Origin of the sequence: Streptomyces sp. SCUT-3 (assembly GCF_014083985.1) — a bacterium.
Taxonomy (GTDB): Bacteria; Actinomycetota; Actinomycetes; order Streptomycetales; family Streptomycetaceae; genus Streptomyces_H; species Streptomyces_H thermolineatus.
This window is the reverse complement of the sequence record NZ_CP046907.1, coordinates 1,586,114-1,601,710: the sequence shown is the minus strand read 5'-3', so window position 1 is coordinate 1,601,710 and position 15,597 is coordinate 1,586,114. Positions and strand designations below refer to the sequence as shown.

At 75.4% G+C, this 15,597-nt stretch carries 11 protein-coding genes; 9 read left to right on the top strand and 2 right to left on the bottom strand.

The window, feature by feature from the left end:
- Nucleotides 1-27: 27 nt before the first annotated feature.
- From GQS52_RS06900 to GQS52_RS06875, 6 genes are all read left to right on the top strand, one after another.
- Nucleotides 28-1,302: an ABC transporter ATP-binding protein gene (locus tag GQS52_RS06900; RefSeq protein ID WP_182312387.1), complete on the top strand. Its 1,275-nt coding sequence runs from the start codon at nucleotides 28-30 to the stop codon at nucleotides 1,300-1,302.
- Complete coding sequence (locus GQS52_RS06895; protein ID WP_259370633.1) at nucleotides 1,299-2,279, top strand: ABC transporter permease; 981 nt, start codon at nucleotides 1,299-1,301, stop codon at nucleotides 2,277-2,279. Before GQS52_RS06900 ends, GQS52_RS06895 begins: the two co-directional genes overlap by 4 nt.
- Nucleotides 2,279-3,076: an ABC transporter permease gene (locus GQS52_RS06890; RefSeq protein WP_182312385.1), complete on the top strand. Its 798-nt coding sequence runs from the start codon at nucleotides 2,279-2,281 to the stop codon at nucleotides 3,074-3,076. The genes GQS52_RS06895 and GQS52_RS06890 overlap by 1 nt, the downstream gene beginning before the upstream one ends.
- Before the next feature lie 122 nt (nucleotides 3,077-3,198).
- Nucleotides 3,199-4,593, top strand: coding sequence for an FAD-dependent oxidoreductase (locus tag GQS52_RS06885; RefSeq protein WP_182312383.1), 1,395 nt, complete (start codon nucleotides 3,199-3,201; stop codon nucleotides 4,591-4,593).
- Nucleotides 4,594-4,901: 308 nt separating this feature from the next.
- The gene (locus GQS52_RS06880; protein WP_182312381.1) at nucleotides 4,902-6,422 is read left to right on the top strand and encodes a CoA-acylating methylmalonate-semialdehyde dehydrogenase; all 1,521 of its coding nucleotides are present in this window, start codon (nucleotides 4,902-4,904) and stop codon (nucleotides 6,420-6,422) included.
- 174 nt (nucleotides 6,423-6,596) lie between these two features.
- Entirely contained in the window at nucleotides 6,597-7,157 is a 561-nt protein-coding gene (locus tag GQS52_RS06875) for a DinB family protein (RefSeq protein ID WP_182312379.1), read from the top strand.
- A 99-nt stretch (nucleotides 7,158-7,256) separates the two neighbouring features.
- Here GQS52_RS06875 and GQS52_RS06870 read toward each other — a convergent pair whose 3' ends face one another.
- Both GQS52_RS06870 and gabT read right to left on the bottom strand, forming a co-directional pair.
- Nucleotides 7,257-7,835 carry a phosphatase PAP2 family protein gene (locus GQS52_RS06870; RefSeq protein WP_259370632.1) on the bottom strand — a complete coding sequence of 193 codons (579 nt, stop codon included), beginning with the start codon at nucleotides 7,833-7,835 and terminating at the stop codon, nucleotides 7,257-7,259.
- Between the two features lie 369 nt (nucleotides 7,836-8,204).
- Complete coding sequence (gene gabT, locus GQS52_RS06865; RefSeq protein ID WP_182312375.1) at nucleotides 8,205-9,569, bottom strand: 4-aminobutyrate--2-oxoglutarate transaminase; 1,365 nt, start codon at nucleotides 9,567-9,569, stop codon at nucleotides 8,205-8,207.
- Between the two features lie 211 nt (nucleotides 9,570-9,780).
- Between gabT and GQS52_RS06860 the strand changes: the two genes are divergently transcribed.
- The 3 genes from GQS52_RS06860 (at nucleotide 9,781) to GQS52_RS06850 (ending at nucleotide 15,528) form a co-directional block, all read left to right on the top strand.
- Nucleotides 9,781-12,006 carry an ATP-binding protein gene (locus GQS52_RS06860; RefSeq protein WP_182316265.1) on the top strand — a complete coding sequence of 742 codons (2,226 nt, stop codon included), beginning with the start codon at nucleotides 9,781-9,783 and terminating at the stop codon, nucleotides 12,004-12,006.
- 242 nt (nucleotides 12,007-12,248) lie between these two features.
- Complete coding sequence (locus tag GQS52_RS06855; protein ID WP_182312373.1) at nucleotides 12,249-13,877, top strand: PucR family transcriptional regulator; 1,629 nt, start codon at nucleotides 12,249-12,251, stop codon at nucleotides 13,875-13,877.
- A gap of 205 nt (nucleotides 13,878-14,082) precedes the next feature.
- Entirely contained in the window at nucleotides 14,083-15,528 is a 1,446-nt protein-coding gene (locus tag GQS52_RS06850) for an aldehyde dehydrogenase family protein (protein ID WP_182312371.1), read from the top strand.
- Nucleotides 15,529-15,597 lie beyond the last annotated feature (69 nt).

The following is a 15,597-nucleotide window of genomic DNA, read 5'->3' as shown; positions in this document are numbered from 1 at the left end:
CGGAACCGGAACGGACGAAAGACGACGATGACCGACACCACTGCCCCGAAGGCAGACACCGGAACCGGCTCCGGCACCGGAGCACGGACCCCCGCCGGGAGCGGGGCCCCCGCCGGGACCGAGGCCCCCGCCGGGACCGGGGCCCGCACCGGCTCCGAGGCCCGCACCGGCGCGGGCGCGGAACTGCGCCTGGCCGGCCTCGGCAAGGCCTACGGCTCCTTCACGGCCGTCCACCCGCTCGACCTCACCGTCCCCGCGGGCTCCTTCTTCGCCCTGCTCGGCGCCTCCGGCTGCGGGAAGACCACGACCCTGCGCATGATCGCCGGGCTGGAGGACCCGACCTCGGGAGCCGTCCTGCTCGGCGACCGGGACGTCACCGCCCTGCCGCCCCACAAACGGCCGGTCAACACGGTCTTCCAGAACTACGCGCTCTTCCCGCACCTGGACATCTACGAGAACGTCGCCTTCGGCCTGCGCCGCCGCGGCATCAAGTCGGTGAAGAAGCAGGTCCACGAGATGCTCGAGCTGGTCGAGCTCGGCGCGCTCGCCCGCCGCAAGCCGCACCAGCTCTCCGGCGGCCAGCAGCAGCGCGTCGCCGTCGCCCGCGCCCTGATCAACCACCCGCAGGTGCTCCTGCTCGACGAGCCGCTCGGAGCGCTGGACCTGAAGCTGCGCCGCCAGATGCAGCTGGAGCTCAAGCGCATCCAGACCGAGGTCGGCATCACCTTCGTGCACGTCACCCACGACCAGGAGGAGGCCATGACCATGGCCGACACCGTCGCGGTGATGAACGGCGGCCGGGTCGAGCAGCTCGGCGCCCCCGCCGACCTCTACGAGAACCCCGCCTCGACCTTCGTCGCCAACTTCCTCGGCCAGTCCAACCTGATCGGCGCCCGGATCACCGGCCGGTCCGGCGAGGACCTGCTGCTGGCCGCCGGGGACACCCGGATCGCGCTGCCCGCCGCACGGTGCCGCGCGGCCTCGGCGGCGGAGGGCACCGCGGTGCTCGCCGGCGTGCGCCCGGAGAAGATCACCATCAGCCACCGCGACGACGCGGCCGGGATCCCCGACGGCCGCAACCGCGTGACCGGCACCGTCGCCGACTCCAGCTTCACCGGGGTCTCCACCCAGTACCTGGTGGCCACCCCCGGCGGCTTCGAGGTGTCCGTCTTCGAGCAGAACGTCGAGCGGGACACGCGGCTCGTGCCCGGGGCCGAGGTCGTCCTGCACTGGAACCCCGCCCACACCTTCGGCCTGGACGCCGCCCAGGACATCGACGCCGGCACGGAGGACGAGTCGTGACGGCCCCCGCCCCCACCCCCGCCCCGCCCGCCGTGCCCGCGGGCGCGTCCCCGGCCGGCGCCCCGTCCGGCGGCGCGGGCACCGGCGCGGCCACCGCGCTCGCCCGGGCCGCCGCGCGCCGCCGCCGCGTGCCCTACCTGCTGCTCCTGCCCGGCCTCGCCTGGCTGCTGGTGTTCTTCGTCGCCCCGATGGTCTACCAGGCCTCCACCTCGATCCAGACGGGCTCCCTGGAGACCGGGTTCCAGGTCACCTGGAACTTCGCCGCCTACCCCGCGGCCCTGGCCGAGTACTGGCCGCACTTCCTGCGCTCGGTCCTGTACTCGGGCACCGCCACCGCGCTGTGCCTGCTGATCGGCTACCCCCTGGCCTACACCATCGCCTTCAAGGCGGGCCGCTGGCGCAACCTGCTGCTGGTCCTGGTCATCGCGCCGTTCTTCACCAGCTTCCTCATCCGGACGCTGGCCTGGAAGACGATCCTGGCCGACGAGAGCCCCCTGGTGTCCGCCCTGCGGGCCCTGCACGTGCTGGACCTGACCGCGGCGCTGGGGCTCACCGACGGCAGCCGGATCCTGGCCACGCCCCTCGCCGTCGTCTGCGGCCTGACCTACAACTTCCTGCCGTTCATGATCCTGCCGCTGTACGCCTCCCTGGAGCGCGTCGACGGCCGGCTGCACGAGGCGGCCGGGGACCTGTACGCCAGGCCGTTCACCACCTTCCGCAAGGTGACCTTCCCGCTGTCGATGCCCGGGGTGGTGGCGGGCACCCTGCTCACCTTCATCCCGGCGACCGGCGACTACATCAACGCCGAACTGCTCGGCTCCACCAACGAGAAGATGGTCGGCAACGTCATCCAGTCGCAGTTCCTGCGGGTTCTGGACTACCCGACGGCCGCCGCCCTCTCCTTCATCCTCATGGCGGTGATCCTGGTGACCGTCAGTGTCTACATCCGCAGGGCCGGGACGGAGGAACTGGTCTGATGCCGCTCCTGAGGTGGATCCGCAAGAACACCGTCGTCATCGCCGGCGCCCTGGCCCTGGGCTACATGGTCCTGCCCAACCTGGTCGTCCTGCTCTTCTCCTTCAACAAGCCCGCCGGGCGCTTCAACTACGAGTGGGTGCGCTTCTCCACCGACGCGTGGACCGACCCCTGCGGGGTCGCGGACATGTGCACCTCGCTGGGCCTGAGCCTGCAGATCGCCCTGTGGGCGACCGTGGGGGCCACCGTCCTGGGCACGATGATCGCCTTCGCCCTGGCCCGCTACCGCTTCCGGGCGCGCGGCGCGGTCAACGCGCTGATCTTCCTGCCCATGGCCATGCCCGAGGTCGTCATGGCCGCCTCGCTGGGCACCCTGTTCCTCAACATGCACGTGTCGTTCGGCTTCTGGACCATCCTGATCGCGCACATCATGTTCTGCCTCAGCTTCGTCGTCACGGCGGTCAAGGCACGCGTGGTCAGCATGGACCCGCGCCTGGAACAGGCGGCCCAGGACCTGTACGCCACCCCCGCGCAGACCTTCCTGCGCGTCACCCTGCCGCTGGCCGCGCCCGGCATCGCCGCCGGCGCGCTGCTCTCCTTCGCCCTGTCCTTCGACGACTTCATCATCACGAACTTCAACGCCGGCTCCACGGTGACGTTCCCGATGTTCGTCTGGGGCTCGGCGCAGCGCGGCACCCCCGTCCAGATCAACGTCATCGGCACGGCGATGTTCGCCATCGCCGTGCTGTGCGTCCTGGTGGGCCAGGCCGTGGGCAACCGCCGCAAAGCACGAGCCTGACCCGTCGGCCGGGCCGGCGCCCCCCGCCGGCCCGGCACCCCACCGGTCCGACGTCCCGGACGGTCCGGCCACCAGGCTCCGACCGTCCGGCCGACCCGCACATCAGAAGGTGTGAGAACCCGATGGACCCAGCCCGTTCGCTCGCAGACGCGCAGCCGACACCGTTCTGGCTGGAGGACCCCGGCAGGCCGCAGCCGCTCCCCGCCCTCGTCGGCGACGAGCACTGCGACCTGCTGGTGGTCGGCGCCGGCTACTCGGGCCTGTGGACCGCGCTGCTGGCCAAGGAGCGCGACCCGCAGCGAGACGTGGTGGTCGTCGAGGCGAAGGAGGCGGGCTGGGCCGCGTCCGGCCGCAACGGGGGCTTCTGCGCCGCCAGCCTCACCCACGGCCTCGCCAACGGCCTGGCCCGCTGGCCGCAGGAGATGCCGGAACTGGAACGGCTCGGGGCGGCCAACCTGGACGCCATCGAGGCCGCCGTCGAACGCCACGGCATCGACTGCGACTTCGAGCGCACCGGCGAGATCGACGTCGCCACCGAGCCCTACCAGCTCGACGACCTGCGCGAGGCGGCCGAGCAGGCGGCCAGGCTGGGCGTCGAGACCACCCTGCTGGACCGCGACGAGGTGCGGGCCGAGGTGGACTCCCCGACCTTCGCGGGCGGACTGTGGAACCGCCGCGGAGTCGCCATGCTCCACCCGGCCCGGCTCGCCTGGGGCCTGCGCCGCGCCTGCCTGGAGGCGGGGGTGCGCATCTACGAGCGGACCCCCGCGACCTCCCTGGACTCCAACGGCAGCGGCGTGGCCGTGCGCACCCCCTACGGGCGGGTGTACGCCCGCAGGGCCGCCCTGGGCACCAACGTCTTCCCCTCCCTGGTGCGCCGGGTCCGGCCCTTCGTGGTGCCCGTCTACGACTACGCGCTGACGACCGAGCCGCTCACCGACGACCAGCTCGCCTCGGTCGGCTGGAAGAACCGGCAGGGCCTGGCCGACAGCGCCAACCAGTTCCACTACTTCCGGATCACCGCGGACCGGCGCATCCTGTGGGGCGGCTACGACGCGGTCTACTCCTACGGCAAGCGGGTGCGGGCCGAGATGGACCAGCGGCCTGCCACCTACGCCAAGCTCGCCCGGCACTTCTTCCACACCTTCCCCCAGTTGGAGGGGGTGCGGTTCAGCCACGCCTGGGGCGGGGCGATCGACACCTGCTCCCGCTTCTCCGCCTTCTTCGGCACCGCCCACGGCGGCCGGGTCGCCTACGCGGCCGGCTACACCGGGCTGGGTGTCGGCGCCAGCCGGTTCGGCGCGGAGGTCATGCTCGACCTGCTGGCGGGGGAGCGCACCGAGCGCACCGAACTGGCCATGGTGCGCAGCAAGCCCCTCCCGTTCCCCCCGGAGCCCTTCGCCTGGGCCGGCATCGGGATCACCCGGTGGTCCCTGGACCGGGCCGACCGCAACGGGGGACGGCGCAACCTGTGGCTGCGGGCCCTGGACCGGGTCGGCCTCGGCTTCGACAGCTGACCGGAACCCCGCCGCACCCCTCCCGCCCGGACGCCCCCTCCCGCCCGGGCACTGCTCCGGCCGCGCCCCCCGCCGCACCCGTCGGCGGGGGCGCGGCCGTCGGCCCGTCCGGCCCCCGCCCGGGCCGGGCCCCTCCTGTTCGGTCCCCGTCCCGTCCCTGCCCTGCCTTCGCCCGCCCGGGCCGTCCGCGGCGCCCGACGACCTGTAAGGCCGGGCAGACCGCCGCCGACACCTTGGCGGTTGAGCGGCGGGCGGGCCGCTCCGAGACTGGAGGGCAGGAAGCACACACGACGAAGGGCGGCCGGGCCGTGACCAAGCGCATCACCCACTGGATCGCCGGACAGCAATGGTCCGGCGCCCCTGCCGAGCGGCAGGGGGAGGTGCACGACCCCGCCACCGGGGCGGTCACCGCCCTGGTCGACTTCGCCGGCGTCGCCGAGGTGGACCGGGCCGTGGGCGCGGCCGCCGAGGCGTTCCGCTCCTGGAGCCGCACCTCGGTCGCCCGCCGCACCTCGGTGCTGTTCGCCTTCCGGGAGCTGCTCAACGCCCGCCGCGACGAGCTGGCCTCGATCATCGTCTCCGAGCACGGCAAGGTGCACTCGGACGCGCTCGGCGAGATCGCCCGGGGCCAGGAGGTCGTCGAGTACGCCTGCGGCATCCCGCAGCTGCTCAAGGGCGGCTACACCGAGCAGGCCTCCACCGGGGTCGACGTCTACTCGATCCGCCAGCCGCTCGGCCCGGTCGCCGTGATCTCGCCGTTCAACTTCCCCGCCATGGTGCCGATGTGGTTCTTCCCCATCGCGATCGCCGCGGGCAACACCGTGGTCCTCAAGCCCTCGGAGAAGGACCCCTCGGCCGCGGACTTCCTCGCCCGCCTGTGGCAGGAGGCGGGGCTGCCGGACGGCGTGTTCAACGTCGTGCACGGCGACCGGACGGCCGTCGACCGGCTGCTGGAGCACCCGGACGTCAAGTCGGTGAGCTTCGTCGGCTCCACCCCCGTGGCCCGTCACGTCTACGAGACCGGCACCCGCTACGGCAAGCGGGTCCAGGCCCTGGGCGGCGCCAAGAACCACATGCTGGTCCTGCCCGACGCCGACCTCGACCTGGCGGCCGACGCCGCGGTCAACGCCGGCTTCGGCGCGGCGGGTGAGCGCTGCATGGCGGTGTCCGTGCTGGTGGCCGTCGACCCGGTCGGCGACGACCTGGTGGCCCGGATCACCGAGCGGATGGCCCGCCTGAAGGTCGGCCCCGGCTGCAACGGCGACTCCGAGATGGGCCCCCTGGTCACCGGGGCGCACCGCGACCGGGTCACGTCCTACCTGGACAGCGGCACCGCCGACGGGGCGACGCTGGTGGTCGACGGGCGCAAGCACCCGGTGGCGTCCGAGGACGCATCGGGAGAGTCCACCGCCGACGGCTTCTGGCTCGGCCCCACCCTGTTCGACCACGTCCGCCCGGGGATGTCGGTCTACGACGACGAGATCTTCGGCCCCGTCCTGTCGGTCGTCCGCGTCCCCTCCTACGAGGCGGGCCTGGAACTGATCAACGCCAACCCCTACGGCAACGGCACCGCCGTCTTCACGTGCGACGGCGGGGCGGCCCGCAGGTTCCAGCACGAGGTCGAGGTCGGCATGGTCGGCGTCAACGTACCGATCCCGGTGCCGGTCGCCCACTACTCCTTCGGCGGCTGGAAGGCGTCGCTCTTCGGCGACACCCACGCCTACGGTCCCGACGGCGTGCAGTTCTTCACCCGCGGCAAGGTGGTGACCAGCCGCTGGCCCGACCCGAGCCACGGGGGGATCAACCTGGGCTTCCCCACCCACGACTGACGCCCCGCCCCGCTCCACCCGCCCCGCCGGGCCTCCCCGGCGGGGCGGCGGCGTTCTCCCTCCCGCCGACACCCGCCGACGGCCGCCGGTGCTCGAGGACACGATCCGACCGCGAGGCCCCCTAGCGTGGAGCCACCGACACGGACACGGACACGACGAGGGACGGTGGTCTTCATGACGATGCTGGTGGACGCGGTGGCGGACGAGCGCGAGGCACTGCTGACGTTCCTGGCCTCGCAGCGCAAGGCCCTGGTCCAGGCCGCGCTCGGCCTGACCGAGGAGCAGGCGTCCTCCGCGCCCAGCGCGAGCGCGCTCTCCGTGGCGGGACTGATCAAGCACGCCGCGGGCTGCGAGCAGAACTGGATCACCGGGATCCTCCTGCAGCAGCCGGACCGGGCGGGGGCGGACAAGGAGGCGTGGGCCGACAAGTTCCGGCTGACCGGGGACGAGACCCTGGCCGGCGTGATCCGGCACTTCGAGGAGGTGGCGGCGGAGACCGAGCGCGTCGTCCGGGAACTGCCCGACCTGGACGTGACGGTCCCCCTGCCCGACGCCCCGTGGTTCCCCGCGGGCAGCAAGCGGTCGGCCCGCTGGATCCTGCTCCACCTGATCCAGGAAGAGGCGCGCCACGCGGGCCACGCCGACATCGTCCGCGAGACGGTGGACGGCGCGGACTCGCTGACCCTGGCGCAGCGGGCCGCGGCGCCGGAGACCGCGGAGCGGGCGGGCGAGTGACCGGGGCGGGCGGGGACGGCCGGGTGACCGGGGCGGGCGGGGCGGCCGGGTGACCGGGGCGGCCGGGGCGGGTAGGACGGGCGGGGCGTGCGGGGCGGCTCAGGAACAGCGGCGCAGGGCCGCCGCCACCGCGCACAGCAGCGCACCGGACAGGCACCAGGACGCCACCACGTCCAGCGGCCAGTGGTAGCCGCAGGCGACGAGCCCCGTGCCCACCGCCCCGTTCAGCACCGCGGCGGCCGCGGCGAGCAGCCGCCGCACCGCGAGCCGCGCCGCTGCCCCCAGCAGCAGGGCCGCACAGCCGTAGGCCACGGCCGCCGTCGCCGCGTGGCCCGAGGGGTAGTAGCCCGGATAGTCGCCCAGGGGCAGGCCGTCCGGGCCGGTCCGGGCCGTCCACGCCTTGAGCGGGACGACCACCGCGCCGGCCGCCGCCAGTGCCGCCGCCGCGACCGCCGGGGGCAGCCACCTTTGGCGCCGCGCCCGCCACGCGGCGACCGCCGCGCACAGCGCGGCGGTCGTGCCGGCCGCGGGCAGGCCGCCCAGGTCGGAGAGGAACTGCGGCACCGGGGCCGGCCGTCCGCCGCCCAGGCGGTCGTCGACCGCGGTCAGCGCCCCGTGCGAGACCACCTGCCAGGTGATCAGGGCCAGCGCAGCCAGGAGCGCCGCCGCCAGGAGCACCGCCGGGGCGACTGCGGAGAGGGGGGCCGGGAAAGGGCGCCGCCCCGGAACAGGGGGGAGCGTTCCGGGGCGGCTGTGTCGACCGCCGTCCCGCGCGTCCCGGGGGGTTTGGGACGCACGGCCGGTCGATCGGCGTGGGTCGCCGGGGCCTGGGGCACCGGCACTGTGCGCGAGAGCACTGCCGTGCGGGCGACGGGGAATCGCCGGCACGTTGTCGCTCGCTCCGCTGCTGCTCGGCGGGGCGGGTGTTTCTGCCATCTGCGAAGACCGTACGGCACCGTGTCGGGGGCGGGGGAGGGGGATCACTGCCCCGCCATCATGCCCGCACACCTTCTTCACGCCGTACGCCTGCGGTTCCGGCAGCGTGTGTCACAGCTGCGCGAAGGCGTTCTCCAGGATGTCCAGGCCCTCGTTCAGCAGGTCCTCGCCGATCACCAGCGGCGGCAGGAAGCGCAGCACGTTGCCGTAGGTGCCGGCGGTCAGCACCAGCAGGCCCTCGGCGTGGCAGGCCTTCGCGACCGCGGCGGTGGCCTCCGGGTGGGGCTCCTTGCCGCCCGGCTTCACCAGCTCGACGGCGATCATGGCGCCGCGGCCGCGGACGTCGCCGATGGAGAAGGAGGCGGAGCCCGCGTACTTGTCCTGCAGGGCGCGCAGACGGCCCAGCATGATCTCGCCGATGCGCCGGGCCTTTGCGTTGAGGTCCTGCTCGCGCATGGTCTCGATCGCGCCCAGCGCCGCGGCGCAGGCGACCGGGTTGCCGCCGTAGGTGCCGCCCAGGCCGCCCGCGTGCGCGGCGTCCATGATCTCGGCCCGGCCGGTGACGGCGGACAGCGGCAGGCCGCCCGCGATGCCCTTGGCGGAGGTGATCAGGTCCGGGACGATGCCCTCGTCCTCGCACGCGAACCACTGCCCCGTGCGGCAGAAGCCGGTCTGGATCTCGTCGGCGACGAAGACGATCCCGTTGGCCTTCGCGAACTCCGCGATCCTCGGCAGGAAGCCCTTGGCCGGCTCGATGAAGCCGCCCTCGCCCAGGACGGGCTCGATGATGATCGCCGCGACGTTCTCCGCGCCGACCTGCTTGGTGATCATGTCGACGGCCTGCGCCGCGGCCTCCTCGGCGCAGTTGTCCGCGCCGGTCGCCCAGCGGTAGGGGTAGGCCACCGGCACCCGGTACACCTCGGGGGCGAACGGGCCGAAGCCGTGCTTGTACGGCATGTTCTTCGCCGTCAGGGCCATCGTGAGGTTGGTGCGGCCGTGGTAGCCGTGGTCGAAGACCACGACGGCCTGGCGGCCGGTGTACGCGCGGGCGATCTTCACCGCGTTCTCGACGGCCTCGGCGCCGGAGTTGAACAGCGCGGTGCGCTTCTCGTGGTCGCCCGGGGTGAGCTCGTTGAGCTGCTCGGCGACGGCCACGTAGCCCTCGTAGGGGGTGACCATGAAGCAGGTGTGGGTGAAGGCGGCCAGCTGCTCGCCGGCGCGGCGCACGACGGCCTCCGCGCTGTTGCCCACGTTCGTGACGGCGATGCCGGACCCGAAGTCGATCAGCGAGTTGCCGTCCACGTCCTCCAGCACGCCGCCGCCCGCGCGCGCGACGTACACCGGCAGGGTGGTGCCCACGCCGGACGGCACGGCGGCGGCCTTGCGGGCGGCCAGCTCCAGGGACTTCGGCCCCGGGACGGCGGTGACGAGGCGGCGCTCCTGCGGGAGCGACGGGCCGCCGGGCAGTTCGGTCATGGTGCGTCTCCTGACGATCGCGGGCTTTTGCCGCAGGCTACGGCCGGGCCGCCGGGCCCGGCATGCGCCGATCGGTAGCGTCGGCGGGCACGGATTGTCCGGTACGGCCAGGGGCGGCCGCGCGCTCCTTCGTCGGCGGTGGCCGCTCCACTACATTGAGTCGCGCAGCTGCACGGATGCTTGAGGGGCGAGGGGCTGGGGTCGAGTGGCGATGGACCGCGAGAGCACGCACCGTTCACCGGAGGCCGCAGGCCCGCCGCCCCCGCCCCGGCAGCCCCCGGCCCCCGTTCCGCAGCAGCCCCCGCGCCCCGTGCTGCCGCCGTCGGCACCGCCCGCACCGCCCGCCGCCGCGCCTCCCGCTTTTGCCGTGCCGGACCGGCCGACGACCGCGCCGCCCCCGCCCGCCGCGCCGCCCCCGCCGGCAGGCGCTCCCGGCCCCGAGAACGGCTTCCTGGCCTGGCTGCGCGCCCCGCGCCGCTTCGACGCCCCCGGGATCTACGGCCTCGGCCACGTCCCCCGGCCCCCGGAGGACCCAGGGCGGCTCCCCGCGCGCCAACTGCTCGGCGGCGCCCTGCTGTCCCTGCTGTCGGCCCTGCTGCTGTGGTCGCTGTTCTGGAACGGCTACCTGCCGGTCTTCCCGCTCGTGATGTGGGTGACCCCGGACGCCTGGCACAGCGGCACCCCCTCCGTCGTCCTGTCCTACGCCGTCTACGCCGCCGTCGTCTTCCTCCTGGTGCGGGTCTTCGGCTCCCTCGGCCGCTGGCGCGAGGTGCTGCGCCGCTACGTCGCCCCCGCCCTGCGCGGCCTCGTGGAGGACGAGGACACCACGGACCCGGCGGCGGCCGGCCCCGGGGCGGACGCCGCCGGCGGGACGGCCGCGTGGACGCGGCTGCGCGCCGTCGGCCGCACCGCCGAGGCCGACCGGCTGGAGGCCGAGGCCGCCGCGGGCCGGATGAACGACGTGGACCACCTGCGGCTGGAGCGCGCCTGGGAGTCGGCGGCCGGACGGCCGGACGGGACGGCCGCCTTCGCCGAGGAGGTCCGCCTGCACGGCGCCGCCGCCTTCGCCCACCCCTCCGGGGCCCGGGACCTGCCGGCCCGGCAGGCCGTGCACGACCTGGCGGCGCGGCAGGTCAGGATCGGCGCCGCGCCCGCCACCGACAAGAACCCCCACGCCCACCGGGGCGCCTCCGTCGCACTCGACCCCGCGCTGCTCGGCACCTCGCTGCTCGTCGTCGGCCCGCCCGGGTCGGGGAAGACCCGGCACGTTGTCCGCCCCGTCGTCGAGTCGATGTGCCTGCAGGCGCTGGCCGGCATCGCGGTGGTGGTGGCGGTGGGATCCCCGGAGAGCGACCCGGGGCCCGCCGGCTCCTTCGACGTCGTCGTGGCGCCGGGCGACCCGGCCTCTGCCTACGACCTGGACCTGTACGGCGGAGCCCGCGGCCCGGACGAGGCGGCGGCGCTCCTGGCCCAGGCACTGCTGCCGGACGACGGGACGGCCGGCCCCGGACGGCGCGGACACACCGTGCTCGCCCAGCTCCTGGGGCCCTTCCACGCGGCGCACGGCCGCTACCCGGGCGTGCGCGAGCTGCGGGAACTGCTCGACGGGGCCCCGGCCGCCCTCGCGGCCCTGCGCGACGCGCTCTCCGCCGCCGGGGCGAACCCCGCCCACCTGCGCGAACTCGAGGCCAGGCAGCGGCACTCCGAACGCCCCGGTGACGCCGGGCCGCTGCTGGCGGACCGGCTGGCGGTCCTGGACCGGCCCGCCTTCGCCGACTTCTTCGACGCCTCCGGCCGCACCAGGCCGTTCTCCCTGCGGGCCCTGGAGCACCCGCTGCGGGTCCGCGTCGACCTGCCGGAGCGGGGCCACCCGGAGGCCTCCCGGGTCCTCGCCCGGCTCCTCCTGGCCCAGTTCACGGCGGCCGCCGCGGCGCGGTCGGACCGCTCGCTCTTCGCCTGCCTGGTGATGGACGACGCCGCGCACGCCGTCACCGCGGAGACCCTGCGCGGGCTCCAGGGCCTGCGCTCGGCCAACGCCGGAACGGTGCTCGCACTGCGCACCCTGGACGACGTCCCCGAGGGACTGCGCAGCGGACTGGTGGGGGCGGCCGGCTGCCGCATGGTGCTGCCCGGGACGACCACGTGGGACGGCAGGCGGTTCGCCGAGGCGTGGGGCACCGAGTGGGTCGAGGAGCGCGACGTCACCCGCACCCCCGACCGGACCGGCGGCCTGCTCCGCCGCACCGGGCGGGGACTGCGCCGGCTGCTGACCGGCGAGGCGGCCACCACCGAGTCCGTGACGGTGCGGCGGGTGGAGCGGGAGAGGTGGTCGCCCTCGGAACTGGCCCACGGCCTCCCGCCGGGGCACGCGGTGCTGTCCCTGACCACGGTGCGCGGCGAGCACGTCCCGCCCCTCCTGGTGGACCTGCGCGGCTGAGGCCCGTCCCGCACCCGGCCCGTCCCGCACCCGGCCCGCCCCGCACCCGGCCCGCCCCGCACCCGGCCCGCCCCGCACCCGGTGCGGGGCGCACCCGGTGCGGGGCGCACGCGGGCGTCGGCGCGGCCCGCCCGGGCCGGGCGTCCGGAACGTCCGTCCGGGCCGGGCGGTGAGGCACAATCGGGCGTGCCCGTCACCGGCGGGCCGCCCGAACCCGCGCCCCACCTCCCGACCAGGTGCACATGCCCCCGACGCTCGCCTCGCTCGTCCGCAACCCCGCCCTGAAACTCACCGTGCTGGCCGGGCAGGACGGCCTCGACGTGCCCGTCCGTTGGGTGCACACCAGCGAGCTGGACGACCCCGCCCCGTTCCTCGAGGGCGGGGAGCTGCTGCTGACCACGGGGCTGAAGCTGCCCGACGCCGCCTCCGGGCAGCGCGCCTACGTCCACCGGCTCGCGGACGCGGGAGTGGTCGGGCTCGGCTTCGGGATTGGGCTCTCGCACGAGGAGGTGCCCGGCCCCCTGGCCGACGCGGCCGAGGAACGCGGGCTGCCGCTGCTGAGGGTGCCGCAGCCGACGCCGTTCATCGCGATCAGCAAGGCGGTCTCGGCGGCGCTGGCGGCCGAGCAGTACCGGGCCGTCACCATGACCTCGCAGGCGCAGCAGGAGCTGACCCGCGCCGCGCTCGGCCCGGACGGCAGCCGGGCCCTGCTGGGCCGCCTGGCGCAGCGGCTGGACGGCTGGGCGGCCCTGTACGACGCCGCGGGCGGTGTCCTCGCGGCCGAGCCCGAGTGGGCCGTCCGGCGGGCGGCCCGGATCGCCGGGGAGGCCGTGCGGCTGCGGGAGCGCCCCGCCCCCGCGGCGGCCGCGGTGCAGGACGCGGCCGACCGGGTGGAGCTCCAGTCCCTCGGCACGGGGCGGCGGGCCCGCGGGTTCCTCGCCGTCGGCACCGAGCGGCGGCTGTCGCCGTCCGAGCGGTACGTGGTCAACGCCGCGGTGGCCCTGCTGACGCTGTCGCTGGAGCACTCGCGCACTCTGCAGGGGGCCGAGCAGCGGCTGGGCGCCGCCCTGTTGCAGATGCTGCTGGCGGGCGAGGCCGAGCGCGCCCGGACGGTGGCGGGCACGATGTTCGGCACGCTGCTGGACGGCCCCGTGCGGATCCTGGTCGCCCGGCGCCCGGCCCGCGCACGGGGCGCGGCGGGGGAGCGGAACGGGCCCGCCCCCGCGCCGGGCCCCGGCGAGGAGGACGGGCCGCTGGACGCGCTCGTCGGGGCGGTCGAGACCGCCGCCCTGCGCACGGCCGAGCACGCACTCGTCCTGCACCACGACGACCGGCTGGTCCTGCTGATGGCCGACGGGGGAGCGGTGCAGAAGGCGTGCACCGCGCGCCTGGGTGCCGCGGACGGGCAGGCGGAGGAGGGCCCGGACGACGGCCGGGCGGAGGCCGGCCTCGCCGCCGGACTGTCCGGACCGGTGGCCCCCGCCGCGGCCGCGGCCGCCCACCGCCAGGCCGAGGGGGCCCTGGCCGTCGCCCTGCGCCGGGGCCGCCCCCTGGTCGAGCACGGGGAGCTGGGCCACGGCTCGGTGCTGCCGCTGCTGGGCGACGAGGCGGTCCGGGCCTTCGCCGAGGGGCTGCTGCGCCCGCTGCGCGAGCACGACGCCACGGCCCGGGGCGACCTGGTGGCCTCCCTGCAGGCGTGGCTGTCCCGGCACGGGCAGTGGGACGCGGCAGCAGCCGAGCTGGGCGTGCACCGCCACACGCTGCGCTACCGGATGCGCCGTGTCGAGGAACTCCTCGGCCGCTCCCTGGACGACCCGGACGTGCGGATGGAGCTGTGGCTCGCCCTGAAGGCCCGGCGCGACGACGCATAGGCCGCGCGCGACGACGCACAGGCCGCGCGCGGGGGCCGCGCGGGGCCGCGCGCGGGCCCCGTCCTGCGCGGCCCCGCCGCATCCTTGGCCGAAACGGCGCGGCGCCCCCCGTCCGCGCACCTCGGTGGACAAGGGACCTGCCCGGCGTGCCGCCCTACCGTGAGGGGAACGATCCACCCTCACCACCGGAAGGCCGGGAACCGTTGTGACCACCACCCATGCGTTCTGGCTCGCCGGCGCCCCGGCGACCGGCGACGACACCTTCGACGTGACCAACTCCTGGGACGGCGGCGTCGTCGGCCGTGTCAGTGTCCCCACCGAGGAGCAGGTCGAGCAGGCCGTCGCCGCGGCCCACGCCGTGCGGGGCGAGTTCGCCGCGACCCCGGCGCACGTGCGCGCCGCCGCCCTGGACCACGTGGTGCGCCGTCTGGCGGAGCGCTCCGAGGAGATCGCCCGGCTGATCACCTCCGAGAACGGCAAGCCGATCACGTGGGCGCGCGGCGAGGTCGGCCGCGCCGTGTCGGTCTTCCGCTGGGCGGCGGAGGAGGCCCGCCGCTTCAACGGCGGCGAGGCGCAGCGGCTCGACACCGACGCCGGCGGCACCGGCCGCCTCGCCCTGACCCGCCGCTTCCCGCGCGGGACGGTCCTGGGCATCGCCCCGTTCAACTTCCCGCTCAACCTGGTCGCCCACAAGGTCGCCCCGGCCCTGGCGGTCGGCGCCCCGATCATCGTCAAGCCGGCCCCGTCGACCCCGCTCTCCGCCCTCGTCCTGGGCGAGATCCTCGCCGAGACCGACCTGCCGGCCGGCTCCTGGAGCGTGCTGCCGGTGCCGAACGACCGGATGCCCGCCCTGGTGCGCGACGAGCGGCTGCCCGTCATCTCCTTCACCGGCTCCGGCCCCGTCGGCTGGGGCATCCTGGACTCCGCGCCGCGCAAGCACGTCACCCTGGAGCTCGGCGGCAACGCCGCGGCCGTGGTGCTCGCCGACTGGTCCTCCGAGGAGGACCTGGAGTGGGCGGCCTCGCGGATCGCGACCTTCGCCAACTACCAGGGCGGCCAGTCCTGCATCTCGGTGCAGCGGGTGATCGCCGACGCGTCGGTCTACGACCGGCTCGCGGAGAAGGTCGTCGCCAAGGTCGAGGCCCAGGTCACCGGCGACCCGTGGGACGAGGCGACCCAGGTCGGCCCGCTGGTGAGCGAGGACGCGGCCCGGCGCGTCGAGGCGTGGGTGGACGAGGCCGTGGCCGCCGGCGCGAAGCTGCTCACCGGCGGCACCCGGGACGGGGCGACCTACGCGCCCACCGTCCTCGCCGACCTGCCCGACGGCGTGACCCTCGCCTGCGAGGAGGTCTTCGGCCCCGTCCTGTCCCTGCACCGGGTCGAGGGCACCGACGCCGCCCTCGCCGCCGCCGACGACTCCAAGTACGGCCTGCAGACCGGCGTGTTCACCCACGACCTGCGCACCGCCTTCCGCGCCCACGCGGAGCTGGAGACCGGCGGGGTGATCATCGGCGACGTCCCGTCCTACCGCGCGGACCAGATGCCCTACGGCGGCGCCAAGGAGTCCGGAGTGGGCCGCGAGGGCGTGAAGTACGCCATGGAGGACTACACCTACGAGCGCGTCCTGGTCCTCACCGGCCTGGCCCTGTAGGAGACAGCACCGCCGTCCGACGGCCCCGGCCCCGTCCCGCGCCTCCTGCGGGACGGGGCCGGGGCCGTC